Raw genomic sequence first — 22391 nt, 5'->3', positions numbered from 1 at the left:
TATGTTGAAAAAGACATTATGGATGGGTGCAATCCTAGCATCATTTTTGCTTTTCTCCGTGCCGGTCAGCGCACATGTCACGGTAAAACCGACCGAATCAGCAGCAGGCTCATGGGAAACATACACTGTCAAAGTACCGGTTGAAAAAGACAACGCCACGATCAAGGTCGTTCTCAGCATGCCGGACGGTGTTGAATTTCAGCAGTATGAACCGGTGCCGGGGTGGAAAACAAGCACTGAAACCGGCAAAAACGAAAAAGTAACAAGGGTGACGTGGGAAGCCGAAAACGGCGGCATTCAGCCTGGTGAATTCCAGCAGTTTACCTTCACCGCCAAAAACCCTGACAAAGAACAAAAGGCCGCCTGGAACGCATACCAATATTATAAGGACGGCACAATTGTCGAGTGGACCGGTGATGATGACGCCGATACCCCGCATGCAATCACAAGCATTGTCGACGCTGCAAAACTCGGACACGAAACGGTTGATGCACACGGCGCTTCAACGAAACAAAACGCTGCCGCAGAAAATGAAGACAGTCAAGGAGGACAAGGGATTCAAACCGCTTCCCTGATCCTGTCGATCCTCGCCGTGCTTCTTGGAGGTGCTGCGCTGCTCTTGACAGTGCGGAAAAAGAAATCGTAAAAAATGAAATGCTGTCGGGAACAACCCGACAGCATTTTTGTTTCATTTCAGTCCGAATCCTGCACGATCTGATAATACATGCCCGTTTTTTGATCGACCACCGGCTCCAAATGAAGCCCGTCATCAGTCTCAAATGTACCATTCAGGCGATCTGCATCCCCTGTATATAACGTGTACTTTCTTCCCTTAGGGGTTGTGAACGGCGCGGAAGCTTCCGCATTCTCCGTTTTCGGGTGGTCCGATTTTACAATTGCGTAATTTAAGTCGCGGTACCATTGATAGTTGCCGTTTTCCCTTTTGATGTGTGCGAGGCCAATCCCCTCTCCCTCCGAATCGCCGAATCGAAAAACGACGACTTGTTCACCGTTTAAATCGATTTTGTCTATAATATCGTCTTTTGTAATGCTTTCATAACGAATGCCGTTCTCAATCGCTTTCTGTTCGCTGTTCACCCATTTGGTTTGTTCCTCAGCCTCTTGGGCGCTCGCACATCCGGCGAGCCAGATCAACAAGAAGAATAAAACTGTTCGTTTTTTCATCCGCTTCCTCCGACTTTAATTGTTTTTTGGCCATTATATGAATTCGGCCAGCGTTGAATATTTCCTCTTTTCAGGGAAATTTCCGAAGCGGCGATTCAAAAATCCGCAAACTTATCTTACAATAGAAAAAGTTCTGAATGATCGAGTAGGGAGAGATCGTTAGTATGAAAGTATCGGTTCTGTTTGTCTTGCTTGCGGCAATTTTATGGGGAACGACGGGAACAACCCAGGCATTTGCGCCGAAAGAGGCGGCACCTCTTGTGTTCGGCGCTGTCAGAATGGCGGTCGGCGGCATCACCCTGCTCTTGTTCGCGGCTTTCCGCGGTCAATTGAAACGAAGCGGCTGGCCCGTTAAAACGCTGATCATCGCAGCATTGAGCATGGCATTTTACCAGCCTTTCTTTTTTTCAGCCGTCAGCCTGTCAGGAATCGCCGTCGGAACGGTCGTCGCCATCGGCAGCGCTCCGATTATTGCCGGCTGCCTCGAATGGCTGGTGTTCAAAAAGGTTCCGCAGACGAAATGGTGGATCGCAACTGCTGCAGCGATAGCAGGCGTAGCCTTATTATTCATTCCCTCCGCCTCATCGGGGGGGAGCTTTCTCGGCATACTGCTCGCACTTGGCGCCGGTCTTTCCTTTGCCGTCTACACGCTGACAAGCAAGAAACTCCTGCAAAAGCAAAAGCCGGAGGCTGTCACAGGCACCGTATTCTTTTTAAGCGCTGTATTGCTTGCCCCGTTGTTGTTTCTGTACGATCTCGGCTGGATCTCATCGGTTCAGGGAATGGCTGTCAGCCTCTATATCGGGGTCATTGCAACCGGAGCCGCGTACCTGTTATTTACGACAGGATTGGCAAAAGTGCCCGCCTCAACGGCGGTGACGCTGTCGCTTGCTGAACCGCTTACAGCGTCGCTGTTGGGAACCGTGCTTGTCAGGGAATCGCTGCCTCTTGTTTCCTGGGCCGGGATCGCCCTGCTTCTTTTAGGCATTTTTTATATTTCCTATCAGCCCAAAAAAGATAAAATAAACGCTGAACAGATGAAAGCGTAAAAAAAACCCGCCCGGGGATATACGGGCGGGTTTTCATGTTGTCTTGTTATTCATCCAAACCGATGGACAAATATTTTGTTTCCAAATACGGCTCGATGCCTTCCAGTCCGCCTTCGCGTCCGATACCGCTTTCCTTCATGCCGCCGAAAGGCGCCTGAACGGTTGACGGTCCGCCGTCATTCCAGCCGAGAATGCCGTAATCAAGGTTTTCGGATAAATAGATGCCGCGGCGGTAGTTTTCCGTAAAGAAGTATGCCGCTAAACCGTAAGGCGTATCATTGGCGAGCTTGACCGCTTCGTCCAGCGTTTTAAAAGACGTAATCGGCGCAACGGGGCCGAATGTTTCCTCATGCATGATCGTCATTGAAGGATCAACATCCGTCAGCACTGTCGGATGGACAAAGTAGCATGATTTCTCATCATCGCTTTCGTATTCGGCGCCGATGAGAACTTTCGCCCCTTTATTCACCGCGTCATTGATTTGATCGACGATTTTTTGGAAGCCGTTTTTATTGATGATCGGCCCGATTGATACACCTTCTTCGAGTCCGTTCCCGACTTTCAGCTTGGCGACTTCCGCGCGGAGTTTTTCTGCAAATTCATCCTTAACCGATTCATGAACGATCAGACGGTTTGCACAGACGCACGTTTGTCCGGCATTCCTGTATTTCGAAAGCATCGTCTGCTTAACGGCGAGGTCAATGTTGGCATCTTCATCAACGATCAGCGGGGCATGGCCGCCGAGCTCCATTGACACATGCTTCACCGTCTCGGCGCTGTTTTTCATTAAATGTTTGCCGACAGGTGTTGACCCGGTGAACGTAATCTTGCGGATCAGCGGATGGCTTGTAAAAATAGAGCCGATCTCTTGTCCGTCGCCGATCACACATTGAAGGACGTCTTTCGGAATGCCCGCTTCGTGCCCGAGACGGACGAGCTCAAGCGCCGTTAAAGGCGTATCAGGCGCCGGCTTGATGATAAAGGTACAGCCCGCCGCCAAAGCCGGCGCCGCTTTTCTCGTGATCATCGCCGCCGGAAAATTCCACGGGGTAATCGCCGCAACAGGTCCGACTCCCTGGCGTGTGACGATGATGCGCTTGTTCGTCACAGAGGCGGGAACCGTTCTTCCGTAGATGCGCTTCGCTTCCTCCGCATACCATTCGATATAGCCTGCGCTATATAAGACTTCGCCCTGCGCTTCAGCGTACGGCTTGCCGTTTTCAAGCGTAATCAATTTTGCCAGCTCGTCCTTCTGCTCCACAATTAAATCAAACCATTTTTTCAGCAAGCCCGCTCGTTCTGCAGCCGATGTTTTCGACCATTTTTGAAATGCCTCATGCGAGCGTACGACAGCTTCTTCGACTTCCTTTGCGGATTGCTGGGGAACCGATTTGATTTTTTCTCCAGTCGCAGGATTATATACTTCTAGCATGCTGGTCATGTTGAATCTCCTCCCCTTTACGTTTTGAACTGCTGTTGTATAAAAGAAAACCGATCAATGTCCATCCCGCCAAGATCAGCCACTCATACGGCCATGTGAGCGCGGCCGGCATGCCTGGCAAATAAAAGGCAAGGAAGATAACACTTAAGAGGATAGCAGATATACCCGTTGTTTTCCACTTATTGATTTTATACGGCCTGTGTAAATCCGGCTCTGTTTTTCTCAGCTTCATGAATGCAATCGAGACGATCAAATATCCGACTATAATACCTGTTCCCCCTGCATTGACGATCCAAACAAGGGCAGGGCGTCCGAGCAGCGGGGCAAAAAACGCCAGCGCACCCAGAAATAAAATTGCATTAGTCGGCGTTTTATACTTCGGATGGATGAAGCCGAACCATTTCGGCACCATGCCCTTTTCCGACATTGCAAACAGAATCCGGCTCGCGCCGATGATAAATGCGTTCCAGCTCGTAATGATTCCGGCGACGCCGCCGAGGACAAGCACCGTGCCGAACAGCTGGTTCCCGAGCAGATTGACCATTGCATCCGCGGTTGCCAAAGAAGTCGTCGCAAGCTCGCTTTCTGACAGACCCATCGTTACGCCGAATACAATCAGCAAATAAAACACGACCGCACTGATAATCGAAATAATCAAAATTTTGCCGATGATTTTTTTCGGGGCATTAATTTCAGCCGCAACCTGAGGGATGACGTCAAATCCGACAAATAGAAACGGAATCATGACAAGGACGGACATCATACCGGAAAACCCGTCTTTAAAAAGGGGCTGTACATGTTCGAAATCACCGTTTACCAAGGCGCCGCCCAAAAGGAGAAAGCCCGTGGCGATAATCGCAATCGTAAAGACCGACTGAAAAATCGCGGCCGGCTTGACGCCGAAGTAATTGAGCGCTGTCAGGACGACCGCACCTCCCGAACCGATCAACACCCAAGTGACATACACGTCCCAGCCGCTTAGCGACCAGAGAAACCCCTGATGTTCGACAGGCAGGACGTAATCGATGACGGTCGGCAATGCGACCGCCTCAAATGTAATCACCGAAACATAGCCGAACAGCACACCCCAAGCGGCGACAAAAGCCGTTTTTCGTCCGAACGCCCTGTAGACGAAAATCAAGCCGCCACCCGTTTCAGGGATGGCAGAAGACAGCTCCGCGTACGTTAACCCGATTAAGATGACGAGTATGCCGCCGATGATAAACGCGATCGTGCTGCCCAAAAAGCCGGCTGTCGAAATCCAGTCGCCGGAAAGGACGACCCAGCCCCAGCCGAGCATAGCTCCGATCGCTAAAAATAGCACATCCGTCTGCGACATCGTTTTTTTCATTTGCTGTTTACCCATCAAAATCCGCTCCTTCTTTTAGAAGATGTCAAACTAGAGCTGTTCCAGCGCTTCTTCAATGATGCCGAACCCTTCCTCAAGTAATTCATCAGTAATGACGAGCGGAGACAGAAAACGGATAATGTTGCCGTTGATCCCTGCCGTCAACAAGAGCAGACCGTGTTCATTGGCGTACTTGGCAATCTTGGCCGCAGCTGCTTTGTCCGGCTCCCGCGTCTTTTCGTCCCGGACAATTTCAATCGCAGCCATTGCGCCAAGTCGGCGGACTTCCCCAATCTGCGGATATTTCATCTTCCATTCAAGCGCCCGCTCTTCGATGGCTTTGCCGATTTCTTCAGAGCGCTTGTTGAGCTGTTCCGATTCGATAATATCGAGCACTGCCAAAGCGGCTACGCATCCAAGCGGACTTCCGGCGTAGGTGCCCCCGAGTTCACCCGGATCCGCCGCATCGAGCATTTCCGCCCGGCCGATGACGCCGCTGAGCGGAACGCCGGCAGCCAGCGATTTTGACACTGTCACAAGATCAGGAACGACATCAAAATGCTCAATCGCAAAATATTTGCCCGTTCTGGCAAAGCCTGTTTGAATCTCATCAGCGACAAAAACGATGCCGTGTTTTTGGCAGAAGGCTGCGACATGCTGCACAAACCGTTTTGAAGGAATGATAAAACCGCCTTCTCCCTGTACCGGCTCCATGACGACGCAAGCAACCGTCTCCGGAGCAACAGACGAGACGAAGAAATCGTCAAACGCCTGAATAACCATGTCATCATAGCTTTCATCAGTCATCCCTTCAGGCTTTCTATAGTAGTAAGGAAACGGCGCCTGATATACCTCGGGTGCAAAAGGACCGAATCCGAATTTGTACGGTTTCACCTTGCTCGTCATGCTCATCGTCATGTTTGTGCGTCCGTGGAATCCGCGGGTAAAAGAAACGACGGCTTGACGCTTCGTATATTTTCTGGCGATTTTCACGGCGTTTTCTACGGCTTCCGCACCCGAGTTCAGGAAAATCGCTTTTTTCTCATGGGCGCCCGGCGCAAGCCGGCAAAGCTTTTCCGCCAATTCCAAATAGGCCGGATACATCATGACGTTAAAACCGGGATGGATGAGCTGTTCGGCCTGCCGCTTGACAGCTTCTACAACTTTCGGATGTGAATGCCCGACATTTAATGTGCCGATCGCCCCGGCAAAATCGATAAAACGGCGTCCGTCAATATCATATAAAACGGCACCTTCCCCTTTAGCGGCCAGATGACGATTTCCGTTGGAGACACCCCTTGCCACGAATTGATCCCGTTTGGCCTGCCAATCTTCCGTTGTGAATGCTTTTGTGTTCCGACTCATAAAAAATCTCTCCCCCACTTTTATTTCTTATAATTCTGAATATTTTTTGGTATGATGAAAAGTACCAATCATTAATTTTTGATGGTACCAGAGGGAGGCGCTATGATCACAATACCGATTGACCGCTCCAAGGGCGCGGAATATATTTATCACCAAATCTATCAACGGATTAAAGAAGAAATTTTCAGCCGCAACCTTTTGCCGGGGAAAAAGCTCCCATCCAAGCGAGAGCTCGCCGAAACATTGAACGTCAGCATCAATTCGGTCAACGCCGCCTACCAGCAGCTTCTGGCAGAAGGTTATCTTTATTCGCGTGAAAGAAAAGGCTTTTTTGTAGAGCAGATCGAAACGTTCCACGCCAGCCGTCACCCCGGTCCCCTTCAATTGGAAAAAGAACTGGTTGAAGAGCCTGAAAGCAAAGACGGCTGGATCTCGTTTTCCCATATGAGCGTCGATACGGCGCATTTTCCGTTTAAAACATGGCTTCGCTGCGAACAGAAAGCGGTTTCTTCACATGTTGACGAACTCGGAGAAATGACGCACCCGCAAGGCGTCTACGAAGTGCGCCAAACGATCGCACGCTTTATCGCTTTAACGAGAGGCGTCAAATGTCTCCCCGAACAAATCGTGATCAGCGCAGGGACGCAGTCCTTAATTCACACGCTCCAGGACCTTCTCCCCGCCTCAGCCGTCTATGCGATGGAGGAGCCGGGATACAGCCGCATTTATCGACTGCTGAAAAATGAAGGAAAAGAAGTCGCCACGATTCAGCTCGACCATAAAGGAATGCGGATCAGCGAGATTCACCGTCTGAATCCGGACGTTTTATTTGTCACGCCTTCACACCAGTTTCCAACAGGAATCATTATGCCGGTATCGAGGAGGATTCAGCTTTTAAACTGGGTTTCCGACGGGGCAAACCGCTATATTGTGGAAGATGATTATGACAGCGAATTTAAATACGGGAGCGATACGATCCCCGCCCTGCAAAGCCTTGACCGCTCTGAAAAAGTCATCTACATCGGCACTTTTTCAAAATCGCTTCTTCCGGGCCTGAGAATCAGCTATATGGTACTGCCGCAAAAGCTGCTGAAGCGATACAGAAAAAGGCACCATTTCTCGATTCAATCGAGCAGCGTCTTAACGCAGCTCGCCCTGCAGGAACTGATCGAATCGGGGGAGTACCAAAAGCACATTAAGAAAATGAACCAGATTTACGAAAAAAAGCGGACAAGGCTGATCGGAAGCCTTGTCAAACACTTTAACGGCCGGGTCAAAATTAAAGGCGAGAGCGCAGGCCTTCACTTTGTGGCCGATTTTGAAACGGATAGAAGTGAAGAAGAGGTTTTATTAAGAGCAAAGGAAAGGCGGGTCGAGGTTTACGGCATGAGTCGGTTTACGTTAAAGAAAGAGCAGACAAAACATGAAGGAACGGTATCGCTCGTGCTCGGATTCGCCAAAATCGCTGCCGATCAGATCGACGAAGGGACTGCCAAGCTTTATGAAGCGGTATGCGGTGATGAGAAGCTTTAAAAATACCGGCAGGTTCTTTCCTGCCGGTATCAGCCTGGCTTTAAAAAGCCGACATCTGGTCCGTTTACCACCGTTCCTTTTCTACCTTGAGAACCGCCTCGATCAGTCCCGGAAACTGCTCCTCCAATTCCCGTTTGCAGAGGGAGTAATAATGATGCTTCCCTTCGATGCGGACTTTGAGCAGACCCGCTTCCCTCAGCACCTTGAAGTGGTGGGACAGCGTAGACTTTGCAATATTGAGATTTGTGCACGTACCGCACGTTTTCTCGGCTGTGTCAGCCAATGCTTTGACAATCTCAAGCCTGTAAGGATCACTCAAGGCTTGGAGAACGGCTGTTAACTTCATTTCATTTGTTTTCATGGGTTAAATGTATCATAATCCTAACTTCAAGACAATTCATCAAGGAGGCAAATGGGTTGCCGGCAATGCAAGGACATGTTACGATTCAATTGTTCGAAGATTTTCGAACAATCAATTCCCTGTGTATACAACGCACACGAAAAGGAATTCTAAATGACATAATGGAGGTTTGATCCAATGATCGTATTGCAAGCCTATATGAAAGTAAAACCAGAAAAACGAGACGCCTTTCTCGAAAGCGTACAACCGCTTCTTAAACATTCAAGAGCTGAAGCCGGCAATGCCCAGTACCAGCTGTTTGAAGATACCGAACATGCCAATACATTTGTCATGCTTGAGCAATGGAAGGATCAAGACGCGCTTGACGCCCATAATCAGACAGAGCATTTTCAAGCTTTCGTTCAAGCCGCGGGCGACCTTTTATCAGAACCCCTGAATGTGGTTAAAACGCACACAACGGATTAAAGAAAGGATGAGTTTCTAATGAATGAAGTATTGAAAACATTGAAAGACCATAGATCAATCCGCAGCTATACAGATGAACCCGTGAGCCCTGAACAGCTGGACGACATTATTCAAGCCGTTCAAGCCGCGCCGAATTCCATTAACGGCCAGCAGGTCACCGTGATTACGGTTCAGGATGAGGAACGGAAAAAGAAAATTGCCGAACTGGCCGGCGGACAGGTCTGGATCGAGCAGGCCCCTGTTTTCCTTTTGTTCTGCGCGGACTTCAACCGTGCGAAAATCGCCCTTGAGAAAAACGGCGAAACGCTTGCGATCACAGACGGAATGGAATCCGTGCTTGTCGGAGCTGTCGACGCAGGCATCGCCCTCGGGACGGCCACAGCAGCCGCTGAATCGATGGGACTTGGCACTGTGCCGATCGGCGCGGTCCGCGGCCGTGCAGAAGAGTTGATCAAACTGCTCAATATTCCTGAATACGTCTTCCCTGTCGCAGGACTTGTCGTCGGCCATCCGGCGGACCGCTCCGCCAAAAAGCCGCGCCTCCCGGAACAAGCGGTAAGGCACAGCGAAACGTATCAACCGGATTTAAAACCGCTGATCGACGCGTACGATGAAGAAATATCCGAATACATGACAAAACGGACTAACGGACAGGAAACAAGAAACTGGTCTCAGGGCATATCCGCTTATTACAATAAAGTGTACTATCCTCACATCCGTGAAATGCTTGAGAAACAAGGATTTAAACTCGAATAGATGCTTTAGGCTATCGGTGATCGATAGCCTTTTTCCATGCGTTCCATTCCACATTTCGATGAGCATCGAAGGTCTTTACATTTACACTATGTAAAAAAGGAGTGGAATACATGAAATCATTTGCAAAGTATCAAACATTTCTGGATCTCCATCATCAGTCAGACCCATTCGTTCTGCCAAATGCATGGGATGCAGCCAGCGCCAAAGCATTTCAAAACTGCGGTTTTAAAGCAGTCGGGACAACCAGCGCCGGAATTGCCATGTCCCTCGGCTATCCCGACGGCGAACATCTCCCCTTTGAAACATTGCTTTCCGTACTGAAAACCATCACGGATGCCGTCGATATTCCCGTCAGTGCAGATCTTGAAGCGGGTTACGGCCAAACACCGGAAACAGTCGCTGAAAACGCAAAAAAAGCCGCAGCTGCCGGGGTTGTCGGTATTAATATTGAAGACGGAACGAAAGAACCCTGTCGGCCGCTGTGTGATGAAACATTAATGGAAGAAAAAATAACGGCTGTTAAAAAACTGAACCTTCCTGTTTTAATCAATGCCCGTACGGATGTGTACTGGCTCAATGCTGACGCCCCCGGCTCCCGTCTTCAAGCAGCAGTCCGGCGGGCAAATCGGTACAGTCAAGCAGGCGCGGACTGCATTTTTATCCCCGGAGCCGATGATGCAGGCACCATTGCCGGGCTGAGAAAAGGTATATCCGGGCCGATCAACGTGCTGGCCGGCTCACACACCCCCTCTTTACAGATTCTTTCCGAACTGGGGATTGAAAGGATCAGCTGCGGATCCGCCCCTTTCAGAGCTGCACTGTCACTGGTGAAAAAGATCGGTGAAGACATCATCCGCCGCGGCGCCTTCAATCGTATGACGGACGGCGTGCTTTCATACGGAGAAGCGGCTGATTGGATCAGCCTTCATCGTGACCCAAAACAAAATCGTTGACCGAAACTGTTCGGTCTGTTAATATTTCATTTATGAAAACTCATGGGTTTTTTAGTGACCCATGAGTTTTATCATTGCGAAAGAAGGAGCCGGAATGAACGAAAAAAAAGCAGCAGTCTTAAGGGCCGCCAAAAAGCTGTTTGCCCAAAAAGGCTATCACAATGTTGCAATGCAAGCGATCGCTGAAGAATGCAAAATGTCAAAAGCATCTATTTATAAACTGTTTCAATCTAAAGAAGATCTTCTGCTGGCATTGATCAAGTTCAGAAAGCATGAAATGCTGAACAAAAGCGCCGTCATCAATACGGAAACCTCGCTGACGCCGAAAGAAAGATTCGCTAAAAAAATCGCTTTGGAGATTACGGAATTCAGGGAAAACCGCCAATTTATCAATTTCATCTCCAATGAGGGATCATCTCCGGATACCGCAGTATTTAAAAAGCATCTGAAAGAAACAAAATCAATGATTATCAGCTGGCATAAAGACTCTATCATTCAAGCGTACGGCGAAGAGGTCGAGCCGTTTATATGGGATATCGTCATCATTTTCCACGGGCTGATGAGGGAATTCCTGTTTTTAGTCGGCACTGGAAAAGCGCAGCCTGACGTTAAAACGATTCCGCCATTCATTATGTCAGTTCTGGACCTCTTCATAGAGAAAAAGCTGAACGAAGATCAGAAAAGTTCATTAAATGAAGACATTATTGCCTCCTATACGAATTTCTCATCATGCTGGGCACCGCCCAAAAAAGAGGAATTGCTTGAAGACCTTTTGCAAAAACTGAAAACCAAGATTTCTTCGCTGCCACAAGACGATGTTTCCGTGACAGAATTGCTGTCTGCCGCAGATTTGCTGAGCGAGGAGCTTTTCGCCAATGAGCCACGCACGTATTTAATTAAGGCTCTCCTTGATTACCTTGGAAAAATCGAGGCCATCCAATACGATGTTTCACAAATACAAACGATTAGTATAAAAGAATAAGAGGGATTGATATGAGTACAGGAACTGAACAACAGACATACAACAGAAATATCATCGTAGGTTTGCTTATTGCCGGGGCGTTTATCGCGATCTTGAACCAAACGCTCCTGGTTACCGCACTGCCGCATATTATGGCAGACTTGAACATAGACGCTACAAAAGCTCAATGGCTGACAACGGCGTTCATGCTGACAAACGGGATTCTCATTCCGATTACCGCCTTTTTGATCGAAAAATTCTCGAGCCGCGCGCTCGTCATCGCGGCGATGAGCATCTTTGCGGCGGGAACAGTCGTCGGTGCGGTGGCGCCTAACTTTCCGGTTCTTCTGGCGGCGCGGATCATTCAGGCCGCAGGCGCCGGAATTATGATGCCGCTCATGCAGACGATCTTTTTAACGATTTTCCCGGTTGAAAAACGCGGGGCTGCAATGGGCATGGTCGGCTTGGTGATCGCATTTGCACCGGCCATCGGACCGACATTGTCAGGCTGGATCGTCGACAGCTTTACATGGAGATACTTATTTTATATTATTCTGCCAATTGCACTGATTGATCTTGTGCTTGTCATCTTGCTGATGAAAAACGTCACGAAATTGAGAGAAACATCAGTGGACATCATATCTATTATCCTGTCCAGCCTGGGTTTCGGCGGTTTATTGTACGGCTTCAGCAACGCCGGATCAGAAGGCTGGGGGAGCAATACTGTTTTAATTTCCTTTGCAGTCGGTGCGGTCGCCCTGTTCTTCTTTATCTCTAGACAATTGAAAATCAAAAGGCCGATACTCGAGTTTCGCGTTTTCCAATCGTGGACTTTTACGATAACAACGCTACTTGGTATGATCGTTTTTGCATTAATGATCGGTACTGAGACCATTTTGCCGCTGTACACGCAAAACGTCAGAGACGTGACAGCTTTCGATTCGGGTTTGATGCTTCTGCCGGGCGCGATAGCAATGGGCATCATGTCGCCGATCATCGGCCGGATTTTTGACAAGATCGGCGGAAAAGGCCTTGCGATTATCGGGTTTGCCGTCTTGCTGCTGACGTCCATCCCGTTTGCGGACCTGCAAATGGATACTTCGCTGACATTTATTATCGTCATTTATACGCTGCGGATGATGGGAACTTCCATGATTATGATGCCTCTCACAACGGCGGGCATCAATGCCCTTCCGGCGCATCTCATTCCGCACGGAACAGCGATGAACAATACGATGCGCCAGATCGGCGGTTCGATCGGCACGGCTGTTCTGATTTCCGTCATGAGTAATTCAGCCAAAAACGCCGCGACATCTCATCCGTTAAATGCGCTCATTCACGGCATGAATTCCGCCTTTATCGTGGCCGCTGTCTTGGCGCTGATCGGATTTATCCTTTCGTTTACATTGAAAAAGAAGCCGCAGGCCGACAAACAAGGCCAGCCGGCCCGCTGATCATGTCACGCCAGTTCAATCGAACTGGCGTGTTTTTTTATATTCGCTTAACTGAGTCTGGGGCCCTTGCGGCGTTATGAGCATGAAAACCCGCTTTGCATCTCTCTGCCCTCTTCTCCTTGAACAGACAAAAAAGGCTGCCGGATAAGAACCGGCAGCCTCGCTCTTTTATTTCAATCCATTTTCGACTTCTTTCACCATTTCAGATACGGATTCAAGGCCTCCGCCTGACAGGTACCAGTAGCCTGGATCAAGGTATGTGATATGGCCGTTTTTATAGGCCTTTGTTGATTTTACAATTTCATTTTCGATGACTTCTTTTGCTGTTCCTTTTTCGCCGATGGCAGCGCTTCGGTCGATGACAAACAGGTAATCAGGATTCTTTTCAGAGATATATTCTGAAGAGACGCTTTGGCCGTGAAGGGAAACCTCGATGTTTTTATCGACAGGTTCAACGCCGAGCACATCGTGGATCAAGCCGAATCTTGAGCCGCTTCCATACGCGCTGATTTGCTTATCGCTCGTTAAGACGACCAATCCTTTGCCGCCTTTTTCTTTCGCCAGCTTGTTGGCTTTCTCTACTTTTTCATCGATTTTCGCAAGGGCTTCTTTGACAGCATCTTCTTTGCCGAAGATTTTTCCAATGTTTTCGGTATTTTCTTTAAAACTGTTCATGTAGTTCTTCTGGTCAAGCTCAATGTCGATCGTTGGAGCGATCTTTTTAAACTCGTCATACTGTTCAGACTGTCTGCCTTCGATGATGATCAAATCAGGCTCAAGCTCTGCAATTTTTTCAAAATCTGGCTCTTTTAGTCCGCCGACGCTTTCAAATTTGCTGTCTTTATATTTTTTCAAGTAAGACGGAAGGGTTTGTTTCGGAAGGCCGACAACGCGGTCGCTTAAACCAAGCTCATCAAGCGTGTCAAGCATTCCAAAGTTGAAGACAACGACTTTTTTCGGATTTTTCGGTACATCTGTTGTGTCGCTGTTGTGTTTAATTGTGACGGTTTCTTTTTTAGAGGAAGATTTTGCATCTGTATCAGCAGCTTTATTTCCGCAGGCGGCTACGACAAGAACGGTTATCAATGCCATAATCAATAAAGATAGTTTTTTCAATTCAGGTCACCTCATCATTTAAAATATACACAGATTTTTTGATCTCCGATTTGTTGGATCGGAATGTCCATATCATAGATGTCTTTCAGCACCGGCGTTTGGATAATGTCTTCCGCCGGCCCCTCTTTTACAATCCGCCCGTTTTTCAGGGCTGCGATTCTGTCGGAATAAACCGAGGCGAAATTAATGTCATGAATGACAATAACGATCGTTTTTCCGCGATTTTCGACAAGGTCTTTCAAGAGCTTCATAATCTCTACTGAGTGTTTCATATCGAGATTATTCAATGGTTCATCAAGCAATATATAGTCGGTATCCTGAGCAATGACCATCGCGATGAAAGCGCGCTGGCACTGGCCGCCGCTTAACTGATCAAGGTGTTTATGCTCAATGTCTCTCAGCTTCATATAATCAATCGCTTCATCGACATATGCCCAGTCCTCTTTCGAGAGCCTTCCCTGTGAATAAGGAAACCTGCCGAAGCTGACGAGCTCCCTGACAGTCAGCCTGATGTTGATCTGGTTGGACTGCTTTAAAATGCTGATTTTTTTTGCTAAATCATTGCTTTTGTAAGCTCCGATTTCTTTGCCGTCAATCAGCACTTTTCCGGCGTCCATGCCGATCAGCCTGCTGATGATGGACAAAAGCGTGCTTTTCCCCGCTCCGTTCGGTCCGATGAAGGACGTGATCATTCCTTTTTGTATCGTTAAAGTCGTGGGATGAACAACGGTCTGCTCTCCGAATTGTTTCATGATATCTCGTACTTCTATCATCATTTACGCTCCTTCAGCAACAGGTAAATAAAATAAATCCCGCCGATAAAATCAATGATCACCACGAGCGTTACCGTTAAACCAAACAGCTTTTCAACAATGAACTGGCCCCCGACAAGCGCAATGATGCTGAACAAAACCGCTCCGGGAATCAGGACGCTGTGCTTATACGTTTTAAATACCTCCCGCGCCACATTGACGACGAGAAGCCCCAAAAATGTGATCGGACCCACGAGGGCAGTAGACACGGAAACGAGAACGGCGACGACGATCAGCATTTTCTTTACCGTCCGGTCGTAATCGATTCCGAGGTTGACGGCTTGATCCCTGCCGAGCGAAATCACGTCAAAGTACGGATTAAACCGCCAAGCGTAAACGAGAATCGCCAGAATGACGAGCGAAGCAAGCACTAAAATGTCCGTATTCAAATTGTTGAAGCTGGCAAACATCTTGTTTTGAACGACTTGGAACTCGTTCGGATCGATCAGCATCTGCATAAAGGATGACAGGCTTCTGAACAATGTGCCGAACACAATTCCAACGAGCAGCAGCAGGAAGATGTGCCTTCCCCCCCGGCGGAACATCAGGAAAAACAGCACAAATGAAAAGCAGACCATCAAACCGGTAGACAATAGAAAATTGCCGTTTTTGCCGAGGTCAGCGAGTTTGGCTGCACCGAAAAAGAAAATAATCCCGGTTTGCAGCAGAACATAGAGAGAATCGAGTCCGAGGATGCTCGGCGTCAAAATTCTGTTGTTTGTGATCGTTTGGAAAATCATCGACGAATACGCAATCGCTGTACCGACAATGATGATCGCAAAAACCTTGGCAAACCTCCGCGGAAGCGCATATTCCCATACAGACGGCAAACCGTAGAACAGAAACAGCCCGATGCAGACTGCTGCTATCACGATGAGTACAAGCATTTTCTGTTTATGACGCATAGGCTTTTCTCCTTAAAAGCAAGTAAAGAAAAACGCCGCTCCCGATGATGCCGACCATCAAACCAACCGAAATTTCGTACGGGTAAATGACGAGACGTCCCGCTATATCGCAAAACAAGACGAAAACGGCTCCGAGAACCGCCGTGTGAGGCAGGCTGTTTTTCAAATGATCTCCCCTGTAAATGGACACGATGTTCGGGATGATCAATCCCAAAAAGGGAAGCGTGCCGATCGTCAGGATGACGACGGACGAAATAATAGATACGATGATCAGCCCGATATTGACCACCCGCTTGTATTTCAAACCAAGATTGATGGAAAATGACTCCCCCATCCCGGCCAACGTGAATTTATTGGCGAACAGATAGGCAATGATAACGAGCGGTATACTCAGAAATAAGAGCTCATACCTCCCCTTCATGACCAGCGAAAAATTCCCTTCAAACCATGCATTGACGTTTTGAATAATATTGTACTGATAAGCCATGAAAGTAGAGATGGCGCTGACAACGCTCCCGAGCATCATTCCGACGAGAGGGATGAAAATCGCATCTTTGAACTTGATTCTGTCCAAAATTTTGACGAACAAAAAGCTGCCAAACAGTGCAAAAACAAAGGCAAACAGTATTTTGACTACAATTCCTGCAGACGAAAAAAGCACGATCGCAATGATCACGCCGAGCCGAGCCCAATCCATCGTTCCAGCGGTGGTTGGTGAAACAAATTTATTGCGCGTCAGCTGCTGCATGATCAGCCCGCAGATGCTCAAGCTCATTCCCGCAAGCACGATGCTGATCAAGCGCGGGATTCTGCTTATGTAAAGCGTTTGAATTTCGTCCTCATTAAAGCGGAAAAGGTCAAGAGGCGAAAGCTCCTTAACGCCGATGAATATCGAGCTGAATGAAAGAATGATGAGCATTAGCAATAAGTATCGTAATTTCATGCTGCAGTAGCCTCCTTGCACAACAAAGCAACCCCTCCGCCGACGTTAATGATTATCATTATCAATAAGGGCCTTTATATATCTTACCATTTTTTCTGACAGAGTCAATAAGATTAATAGATACAAAGGTTGAAGTCATGCGATTTCCCTATGATGAGTCCTTCTCAAAAACACATTTGTTCTTTCCTGAAAGAAAAACCTTGATTCTTCTTGTAAAAAGCGCAATAATTAAAATTAAATTTATTTCGAAAATTTAAACTTTAGGAGATGTAACAAATGAAAGTCGTTAAATTTGGAGGCAGCTCGCTCGCATCAGGAGCCCAGCTAGAGAAAGTATTTCAAATCGTCACTTCCGATCCGGAAAGGAGGGCCGTCGTCGTATCGGCACCCGGAAAACGGCATCCCGAGGATACGAAAGTAACTGACCTGTTAATCGAATGCGCCCAACAGTACTTATTATCGAAAGAAGCAACCGGCCTGGTTGAGGCGATTGTCGGACGGTATGCCGATATCGCGCTAGAGCTCGGGCTTGCCGATGACGTGATCAACCGGATCCGGGCAGACCTGCTTCAGCTGCTCGAAGGTGATAAAACAAATCCGGAACGGTTTATTGATGCGATCAAAGCAAGCGGCGAAGATAACAATGCCAAACTGGTAGCGGCCTACTTCAGGCACCGGGGAGTTGAAGCACATTATGTCAGTCCAAAAGACGCCGGGCTGTTCGTGACGAGCGAACCCGGCAACGCACAAGTGCTGCCCGAGTCCTACGACAATCTGTTTCAGCTGAGACAGCAAAAGGGCATCATTATCTTTCCCGGCTTCTTCGGATTCAGCCAGGAAGGAGAAGTGATGACGTTTTCGCGCAGCGGCTCTGACATTACGGGCTCCATTTTAGCGAATGGATTGAAAGCCGAGTTGTATGAAAACTTCACTGACGTTGACGCCGTTTATTCTGTCAACCCGGCGATCGTATCCAACCCGAAAGAAATCCGCGAGCTGACATACCGGGAAATGAGAGAGCTGTCGTATGCCGGCTTTTCCGTCTTTCATGATGAAGCATTGATTCCTGCTTTCCGGGCGCGCATACCGGTTCAGATCAAAAATACAAACAACCCGGACGCGGAAGGGACAAGAGTTGTCGCCACACGCGACAACACGAACGGACCTGTCGTCGGGATCGCCGGCGACAGCGGATTTTGCAGCATTTACATCAGCAAATATTTGATGAACCGAGAAATCGGCTTCGGCCGCCGCGTCCTGCAAATCCTTGAAGATGAAGAGCTGACGTATGAACACATTCCGTCCGGCATTGACGATATTACGATCATTTTAAGGCAGAATCAAATGGATCAAGCAGCAGAAAAACGGATGATCAAACGGATCAAGGAAGAGTTGGATGCTGATGAAGTAGCGATTGAACACAATATTGCCCTGATCATGGTCGTCGGCGAAGCCATGCGCCATAACGTCGGAACGACGGCAAGAGCGTCAAAAGCATTGTCTGAAGCCGGCGTCAACATCGAAATGATCAACCAGGGCTCCTCGGAAGTCAGCATGATGTTCGGCGTTAAGGAAGCTCAGGAAAAACAAGCGGTCCGCGCATTATACCAGGAATTTTTCGCAAAAGTTCTCGTTTAAAAAAACCCCTTTTTTATGGGGTTTTTTTGTTGTCAGAAAATATCCCCTTCCCTTAAAATACCTGCCATAAATTGATTCACAAAACCGTTTTGAAAGCCGATATGTAAAGTAAATAAATTGATGGGAGAACACCATATGAATCTGTTGAGAAATATAAAAATCAGAAGCAAACTGTTTGTCATCATTATCATTTCGGCGCTGGCTTTGTCAATTGTCGGCATCCAGGGGGTAGGCGGACTGAGCAAGCTTTCCAAAGGTTCCGAGATGATCTATCAAGATCAATTGATTCCCAACCAGTTGTTTGCAAGATTAAAAGCGAACAACCTCGATCTTGATACGTACAAATTCGAGTTAATGGTGACGAAAGACAACGATCGAAATGATACTTTGCAAAAAAACATCAAGGAAAAAAACGAAGAAAACAACACCTTAATGGAAAAGATCGATCAGCTAAAATTAATGGACAACGTCTCTGAAAAATACGAGAGCTTCAAAAGCGAATACAAGAAATTGCAAGATATCAGCAGCGAGATGCTCAGCTTGGCGGTGAAGAACGAAAATGACAAAGCATATGATGTCTATCTAAAAGAGATGGATCCTCAAAGAGAAACGGTCAACCAGCTGATTGAAGACATTCAAACGCTAAATGCTGATAACGCCAAAACGATCTATCAGCGGGATTCTAAAGAAGCCGGTTCCATCATCACGCTTCTCATCATTGTGATCGCAGCATCGCTTGTTTTATCCATCTCGATTGGACTCTTAATGACAAGGTTGATCACAAAGCCGATCAAAGACATTCAGGCGCTGTTCGCAGAAACAGAGCAAGGAGATTTTACTGTCAAAGGAACATATCAATCGAAGGATGAATTGGGATTGCTGACCGCATCGTTTAACAAAATGGTAGCAGGCGTCCGTTCGATCATTGAAACGGTCGGCGAAACGTCCCACCAAGTTGCTTCATCATCACAAGAATTGAGCGCCAGCGCTGATGAAAGCACAAAGGCTCAACGACGATCCAGGAGCTTGCGGTAGGCTCTGATCAGCAGGTGGAAAGCGTTGAAAACAGCAGAACCGTTATTAAGGGAATGACCGAGTTTGCCGGAAGAATTTCTTCTAGCGCCGAAAAGGCAGCCGCCACCGCAGACCAGACGGCGCTGATGTCGCTTGAAGGCACGAAAGCCATTGATAAAGTGAGCGCACAAATGCAGTCTATTAATGAAACGGTCGTTTCTCTTTCAGAAGCATTTAAACATTTAACAGAACGTTCAAATGAGATCGGGAATATTACCGAAGTGATTACGAGCATCGCTGAACAAACGAACCTGCTAGCTTTAAACGCGGCCATTGAAGCGGCCAGGGCTGGAGAACAAGGAAAAGGCTTTGCCGTCGTCGCGGATGAAGTCAGAAAATTAGCCGAGCAATCGGCCCAGTCAGCAGAACAGATTACAAGGTTGATTACGATCATTCAAAACGATACAAAGCAGACGATGAACTCGGTCATTTCGGCAACCGGCGAAGTCAAAGAAGGACTTGTCGTCGTTCATGAAGCCGGAGGCGCTTTCCAAAAAATCGAAAACTCGATAACTGAGGTTGTCACACAGATCAATGATGTGACAAACTTGGTGAAAAACCTGACAGCCGGCACAAGCGAAATCGAAACCGCGATTTCCGGCGTCAAAGAAGTAGCCGAGACTGCAGCGGGAAGCACGCAAACGGTTAGTGCGGCAACCCAGGAGCAGCTTGCTTCAATGGAAGAAATCGCCGCCGCATCACAGATCCTCGCGCAAAACGCCGAAGAGCTGCAGCACCTGATTCAGAAATTCAAAATTAAAGATTAACAAAAACCCGCCAGACGCTGTCTGGCGGGTTTCTATTCATCATCATCTCTCGCCGTCAGCGGCAGGCGGATGATAAATTTTGTTCCTTTGTTTTTCTCGCTTTCAATCTCTACCGTGCCGTTGTGAAGGGAGACGAGCTGTCTGACGATCGACAGCCCCAGCCCGTATTCTCCGTAAGGTGTGTTTGTCCGTGATAAATCCGCTTTATAAAAACGATCCCAAATGTTTTCGATATCATTTTCATCAATGCCGATTCCGGTATCCTCTACTTCGATCACCGTCTCCTTGTAGTCTTCCCGGCCTCTCAGCCAAACGGTTCCGTTCGTTGTGAATTGAATGCTGTTCTTCGTAATATTGACGAGAATCTGGATGAGCCGGTCGTAATCGGCATTGACCATTACATGATCTTCCACATCGAGGATCAGCTGATTCTGTCTCTCCTCCGCCTGAAGCGCCAGCTGCTCTTTAATGATTTCAAACACTTCGATCAGCGGATAATGCAGCTTTTGCAATGTAATCTGGTTGGAGCGGATTTTTTCATAATCAAGGTTTTCGTTGACGAGGCGAATCAGCCTTTTTGTCTCCTCCGTGATCAGCTTCATACATTTATCCTGCTGGTCTTCGGGTATCGTCTGGCTGTTCATCCCTTCCACTAAACCGCTGATCGTCGTCAGCGGCGTCTTCAGCTCATGTGAAACGTCAGTGATAAACTGCCTTCTCCGCTTTTCGAGCCGGTCGATTTCCTCGCTTGAGCTTTTTAGCTTGCAGGCCATAATGTTAAAGTCGTCGCCCAAATCACCGATTTCATCCTTATTGCGGTTTTCGATATGGATGTCATAATCCCCGGCCGCGACTTTTTTCGTGGCGTCGCGGAGCTTCTGAATGCGGGCGACATGGAATTTCGACGTCAGCCAGCTTAAGAGAATAGCGACTAAGATGACACCCGCCGCCGTAAAGAGCATAAAGCGGTTCATGTCGCTGATCATTTCTTCGGTCCCGCTGATCGGAGCGGTCAGCAGAATGCCTCCCTGAAATTCATTGTTGACGATGTTGGGCAGAGCGACGACCGATACTTCCTCATTAAAACGGTTAAAGTCGGTTTTGACGACAACGGCCTTTCCATCTTTAAGCTCTTTCCATTCTTCATCACTGAGCAGCAGTTTTCGCGGCCGCAAATCGGCCGGCGTCATCAAGATCTCTTTCTTTTCATTAAACAGAAAAAAGCTGATCTTCCTGCTTCGCAAAATTTCCTCAAACGGCTTCATAATGGCCGGCGCTCCTTTCGGCCGCATCTCCATTTCGCCCATGATGCGGTAGCCGTAGGAAGACAGCTCATCGACTTTGCTCTCGTATGCAAAGTCTTTGGCAAAGTGTGAAAACAGCGCCCCCGTGATGAGAAAAGCCAAGACTAATATACTGATGTGACTGGCCAGCAGCTGATAGAGATACTTAATCTTCATCGAACTTGTACCCTACTCCCCATACGGTGTAAAGAAACGGCCGCGAGTCGCTGCCAAGCTTTTTTCTCAGCCGTTTAATATGAACATCCACAGTCCGCTCGTCTCCGTAGAATTGGTATCCCCAAACCTGCTCAAGCAGCTGCTCCCTTGAAAAAACCTGTTTCGGGCTTTGCACCAAGTAATACAATAAATCGAACTCCTTAGGCGTCAAATTTTGAATTTGAACGCCGTCCAAAAACACTTCTCTCGTTTTTTTATTGATTTTAAAATGTTCCGTTTCAAGCGTGTCGCTGTCAGCGGAATCCTGCCGGCCGGCGTTTTGATATCTCCGGCTCACCGCTTTGATTCTCGCCACAAGCGCCAAAGGGCTGAACGGCTTGGTCACATAATCATCAGCCCCGAGCTCAAAACCGAGCACCTGGTCTGATTCCGTATCCTTTGCCGTCAGCATAATAATCGGAACCGTGCTCTCTTCTCTGACCTTTTTGCAGATCGTGACCCCATCCATCGACGGCAGCATGATATCGATGATCAGCAAATCCCAATCACCTGATTTAAAACGGTTATATCCTTCGAGTCCGTCATGGACGAACTCTGTTTCAAATCCTTCTTTTGCAAAAAACATCTCTGTCATAGTACATACGCTTAAATTATCTTCAATCATTAATATTTTCATCGTAAAAGTGCCTCCGCTAGACAAACGTTAGATTCATTTTACATAGGGCCCAGCCATTTCTCAATTCCATTCTGAACATTTAAAGGTCTGGCAACAGTTTGGTCATAATTTATTCATAAGTAGCGGCTA

22 protein-coding genes are annotated in these 22391 nt (G+C 47.8%); 11 read left to right on the top strand and 11 right to left on the bottom strand.

What is annotated here, in order from left to right:
• Position 1 precedes the first annotated feature (1 nt).
• Positions 2 to 646, top strand: coding sequence for a DUF1775 domain-containing protein (locus MHI30_RS02460; protein WP_003178971.1), 645 nt, complete (start codon positions 2 to 4; stop codon positions 644 to 646).
• A gap of 47 nt (positions 647 to 693) precedes the next feature.
• On the opposite strand, the gene MHI30_RS02455 is transcribed toward MHI30_RS02460, so the two are convergent.
• Positions 694 to 1185 carry a hypothetical protein gene (locus MHI30_RS02455; RefSeq protein WP_003178968.1) on the bottom strand — a complete coding sequence of 164 codons (492 nt, stop codon included), beginning with the start codon at positions 1183 to 1185 and terminating at the stop codon, positions 694 to 696.
• A gap of 164 nt (positions 1186 to 1349) precedes the next feature.
• On the opposite strand from MHI30_RS02455, the gene MHI30_RS02450 reads away from it, so the two are divergent.
• Positions 1350 to 2234: an EamA family transporter gene (locus MHI30_RS02450; RefSeq protein WP_003178966.1), complete on the top strand. Its 885-nt coding sequence runs from the start codon at positions 1350 to 1352 to the stop codon at positions 2232 to 2234.
• 46 nt (positions 2235 to 2280) lie between these two features.
• Here MHI30_RS02450 and gabD read toward each other — a convergent pair whose 3' ends face one another.
• Genes gabD through gabT form a run of 3 tightly spaced genes read right to left on the bottom strand, consistent with a single transcriptional unit; the run spans position 2281 to position 6388 of the window.
• On the bottom strand, positions 2281 to 3675 hold the full coding sequence (gene gabD, locus MHI30_RS02445) for a succinate-semialdehyde dehydrogenase (protein ID WP_009330176.1): 1395 nt from the start codon (positions 3673 to 3675) through the stop codon (positions 2281 to 2283).
• On the bottom strand, positions 3650 to 5041 hold the full coding sequence (locus MHI30_RS02440; RefSeq protein ID WP_003178960.1) for an APC family permease: 1392 nt from the start codon (positions 5039 to 5041) through the stop codon (positions 3650 to 3652). The genes gabD and MHI30_RS02440 overlap by 26 nt, the downstream gene beginning before the upstream one ends.
• A gap of 33 nt (positions 5042 to 5074) precedes the next feature.
• Positions 5075 to 6388 carry a 4-aminobutyrate--2-oxoglutarate transaminase gene (gene gabT / locus MHI30_RS02435; protein WP_011197548.1) on the bottom strand — a complete coding sequence of 438 codons (1314 nt, stop codon included), beginning with the start codon at positions 6386 to 6388 and terminating at the stop codon, positions 5075 to 5077.
• A 102-nt stretch (positions 6389 to 6490) separates the two neighbouring features.
• Between gabT and MHI30_RS02430 the strand changes: the two genes are divergently transcribed.
• Entirely contained in the window at positions 6491 to 7921 is a 1431-nt protein-coding gene (locus MHI30_RS02430; RefSeq protein WP_009330178.1) for a PLP-dependent aminotransferase family protein, read from the top strand.
• A 64-nt stretch (positions 7922 to 7985) separates the two neighbouring features.
• Here MHI30_RS02430 and MHI30_RS02425 read toward each other — a convergent pair whose 3' ends face one another.
• The gene (locus MHI30_RS02425) at positions 7986 to 8282 is read right to left on the bottom strand and encodes a metalloregulator ArsR/SmtB family transcription factor (RefSeq protein ID WP_003178955.1); all 297 of its coding nucleotides are present in this window, start codon (positions 8280 to 8282) and stop codon (positions 7986 to 7988) included.
• Positions 8283 to 8459: 177 nt separating this feature from the next.
• Here MHI30_RS02425 and MHI30_RS02420 point away from each other — a divergent pair, with 177 nt between their 5' ends.
• The 5 genes from MHI30_RS02420 to MHI30_RS02400 all read left to right on the top strand — a co-directional run bounded on the left by MHI30_RS02420 (position 8460) and on the right by MHI30_RS02400 (position 12871).
• A complete protein-coding gene (locus tag MHI30_RS02420) occupies positions 8460 to 8747 on the top strand; it encodes a putative quinol monooxygenase (protein WP_003178953.1) in 288 nt (95 codons plus the stop codon).
• Positions 8748 to 8765: 18 nt separating this feature from the next.
• Positions 8766 to 9503, top strand: a complete 738-nt coding sequence (locus tag MHI30_RS02415) for an NADPH-dependent oxidoreductase (RefSeq protein WP_003178951.1) — start codon at positions 8766 to 8768, stop codon at positions 9501 to 9503.
• 110 nt (positions 9504 to 9613) lie between these two features.
• On the top strand, positions 9614 to 10456 hold the full coding sequence (locus tag MHI30_RS02410; RefSeq protein ID WP_009330179.1) for an isocitrate lyase/phosphoenolpyruvate mutase family protein: 843 nt from the start codon (positions 9614 to 9616) through the stop codon (positions 10454 to 10456).
• Between the two features lie 94 nt (positions 10457 to 10550).
• Entirely contained in the window at positions 10551 to 11438 is an 888-nt protein-coding gene (locus tag MHI30_RS02405) for a TetR/AcrR family transcriptional regulator (RefSeq protein WP_227592764.1), read from the top strand.
• An 11-nt stretch (positions 11439 to 11449) separates the two neighbouring features.
• Positions 11450 to 12871 carry an MDR family MFS transporter gene (locus tag MHI30_RS02400; protein ID WP_003178944.1) on the top strand — a complete coding sequence of 474 codons (1422 nt, stop codon included), beginning with the start codon at positions 11450 to 11452 and terminating at the stop codon, positions 12869 to 12871.
• Positions 12872 to 13039: 168 nt separating this feature from the next.
• Here MHI30_RS02400 and MHI30_RS02395 read toward each other — a convergent pair whose 3' ends face one another.
• Genes MHI30_RS02395 through MHI30_RS02380 form a run of 4 tightly spaced genes read right to left on the bottom strand, consistent with a single transcriptional unit; the run spans position 13040 to position 16647 of the window.
• The gene (locus tag MHI30_RS02395) at positions 13040 to 13987 is read right to left on the bottom strand and encodes a siderophore ABC transporter substrate-binding protein (protein ID WP_003178942.1); all 948 of its coding nucleotides are present in this window, start codon (positions 13985 to 13987) and stop codon (positions 13040 to 13042) included.
• Between the two features lie 14 nt (positions 13988 to 14001).
• Positions 14002 to 14760 (bottom strand): ABC transporter ATP-binding protein, encoded by a 759-nt coding sequence (locus tag MHI30_RS02390; protein WP_003178940.1) that lies wholly within the window; start codon positions 14758 to 14760, stop codon positions 14002 to 14004.
• Positions 14760 to 15704: an iron chelate uptake ABC transporter family permease subunit gene (locus tag MHI30_RS02385; RefSeq protein ID WP_003178939.1), complete on the bottom strand. Its 945-nt coding sequence runs from the start codon at positions 15702 to 15704 to the stop codon at positions 14760 to 14762. Before MHI30_RS02385 ends, MHI30_RS02390 begins: the two co-directional genes overlap by 1 nt.
• A complete protein-coding gene (locus MHI30_RS02380; protein ID WP_003178937.1) occupies positions 15694 to 16647 on the bottom strand; it encodes an ABC transporter permease in 954 nt (317 codons plus the stop codon). Before MHI30_RS02380 ends, MHI30_RS02385 begins: the two co-directional genes overlap by 11 nt.
• A 276-nt stretch (positions 16648 to 16923) precedes the next feature.
• On the opposite strand from MHI30_RS02380, the gene MHI30_RS02375 reads away from it, so the two are divergent.
• The 3 genes from MHI30_RS02375 (at position 16924) to MHI30_RS02365 (ending at position 20126) form a co-directional block, all read left to right on the top strand.
• Positions 16924 to 18285, top strand: a complete 1362-nt coding sequence (locus MHI30_RS02375) for an aspartate kinase (RefSeq protein ID WP_009330182.1) — start codon at positions 16924 to 16926, stop codon at positions 18283 to 18285.
• Between the two features lie 135 nt (positions 18286 to 18420).
• The gene (locus tag MHI30_RS02370) at positions 18421 to 19320 is read left to right on the top strand and encodes a methyl-accepting chemotaxis protein (RefSeq protein WP_009330183.1); all 900 of its coding nucleotides are present in this window, start codon (positions 18421 to 18423) and stop codon (positions 19318 to 19320) included.
• A gap of 14 nt (positions 19321 to 19334) precedes the next feature.
• Positions 19335 to 20126: a methyl-accepting chemotaxis protein gene (locus MHI30_RS02365; RefSeq protein ID WP_009330184.1), complete on the top strand. Its 792-nt coding sequence runs from the start codon at positions 19335 to 19337 to the stop codon at positions 20124 to 20126.
• A gap of 32 nt (positions 20127 to 20158) precedes the next feature.
• Here the strand turns inward: MHI30_RS02365 and MHI30_RS02360 are convergent, their stop codons facing one another.
• Positions 20159 to 21586, bottom strand: a complete 1428-nt coding sequence (locus MHI30_RS02360; RefSeq protein ID WP_075753894.1) for a HAMP domain-containing sensor histidine kinase — start codon at positions 21584 to 21586, stop codon at positions 20159 to 20161.
• Complete coding sequence (locus MHI30_RS02355) at positions 21576 to 22262, bottom strand: response regulator transcription factor (RefSeq protein ID WP_003178929.1); 687 nt, start codon at positions 22260 to 22262, stop codon at positions 21576 to 21578. The genes MHI30_RS02360 and MHI30_RS02355 overlap by 11 nt, the downstream gene beginning before the upstream one ends.
• Positions 22263 to 22391: the final 129 nt, after the last annotated feature.

This window comes from Bacillus sp. FSL L8-0528 (assembly GCF_038593085.1).
In the GTDB taxonomy this organism is placed as follows: Bacteria; Bacillota; Bacilli; order Bacillales; family Bacillaceae; genus Bacillus; species Bacillus paralicheniformis.
This window is presented reverse-complemented; position numbering and strand designations above follow the sequence as displayed.

Coding starts and splice junctions, on each gene's coding strand:
- MHI30_RS02460 (WP_003178971.1), top strand. CDS start 2: ATGTTGAAAAAGACATTATGGATGGGTGCAATCCTAGCATCATTTTTG.
- MHI30_RS02455 (WP_003178968.1), bottom strand. CDS start 1,185: ATGAAAAAACGAACAGTTTTATTCTTCTTGTTGATCTGGCTCGCCGGA.
- MHI30_RS02450 (WP_003178966.1), top strand. CDS start 1,350: ATGAAAGTATCGGTTCTGTTTGTCTTGCTTGCGGCAATTTTATGGGGA.
- gabD (WP_009330176.1), bottom strand. CDS start 3,675: ATGACCAGCATGCTAGAAGTATATAATCCTGCGACTGGAGAAAAAATC.
- MHI30_RS02440 (WP_003178960.1), bottom strand. CDS start 5,041: ATGGGTAAACAGCAAATGAAAAAAACGATGTCGCAGACGGATGTGCTA.
- gabT (WP_011197548.1), bottom strand. CDS start 6,388: ATGAGTCGGAACACAAAAGCATTCACAACGGAAGATTGGCAGGCCAAA.
- MHI30_RS02430 (WP_009330178.1), top strand. CDS start 6,491: ATGATCACAATACCGATTGACCGCTCCAAGGGCGCGGAATATATTTAT.
- MHI30_RS02425 (WP_003178955.1), bottom strand. CDS start 8,282: ATGAAAACAAATGAAATGAAGTTAACAGCCGTTCTCCAAGCCTTGAGT.
- MHI30_RS02420 (WP_003178953.1), top strand. CDS start 8,460: ATGATCGTATTGCAAGCCTATATGAAAGTAAAACCAGAAAAACGAGAC.
- MHI30_RS02415 (WP_003178951.1), top strand. CDS start 8,766: ATGAATGAAGTATTGAAAACATTGAAAGACCATAGATCAATCCGCAGC.
- MHI30_RS02410 (WP_009330179.1), top strand. CDS start 9,614: ATGAAATCATTTGCAAAGTATCAAACATTTCTGGATCTCCATCATCAG.
- MHI30_RS02405 (WP_227592764.1), top strand. CDS start 10,551: ATGAACGAAAAAAAAGCAGCAGTCTTAAGGGCCGCCAAAAAGCTGTTT.
- MHI30_RS02400 (WP_003178944.1), top strand. CDS start 11,450: ATGAGTACAGGAACTGAACAACAGACATACAACAGAAATATCATCGTA.
- MHI30_RS02390 (WP_003178940.1), bottom strand. CDS start 14,760: ATGATAGAAGTACGAGATATCATGAAACAATTCGGAGAGCAGACCGTT.
- MHI30_RS02385 (WP_003178939.1), bottom strand. CDS start 15,704: ATGCGTCATAAACAGAAAATGCTTGTACTCATCGTGATAGCAGCAGTC.
- MHI30_RS02380 (WP_003178937.1), bottom strand. CDS start 16,647: ATGAAATTACGATACTTATTGCTAATGCTCATCATTCTTTCATTCAGC.
- MHI30_RS02375 (WP_009330182.1), top strand. CDS start 16,924: ATGAAAGTCGTTAAATTTGGAGGCAGCTCGCTCGCATCAGGAGCCCAG.
- MHI30_RS02370 (WP_009330183.1), top strand. CDS start 18,421: ATGAATCTGTTGAGAAATATAAAAATCAGAAGCAAACTGTTTGTCATC.
- MHI30_RS02360 (WP_075753894.1), bottom strand. CDS start 21,586: ATGAAGATTAAGTATCTCTATCAGCTGCTGGCCAGTCACATCAGTATA.
- MHI30_RS02355 (WP_003178929.1), bottom strand. CDS start 22,262: ATGAAAATATTAATGATTGAAGATAATTTAAGCGTATGTACTATGACA.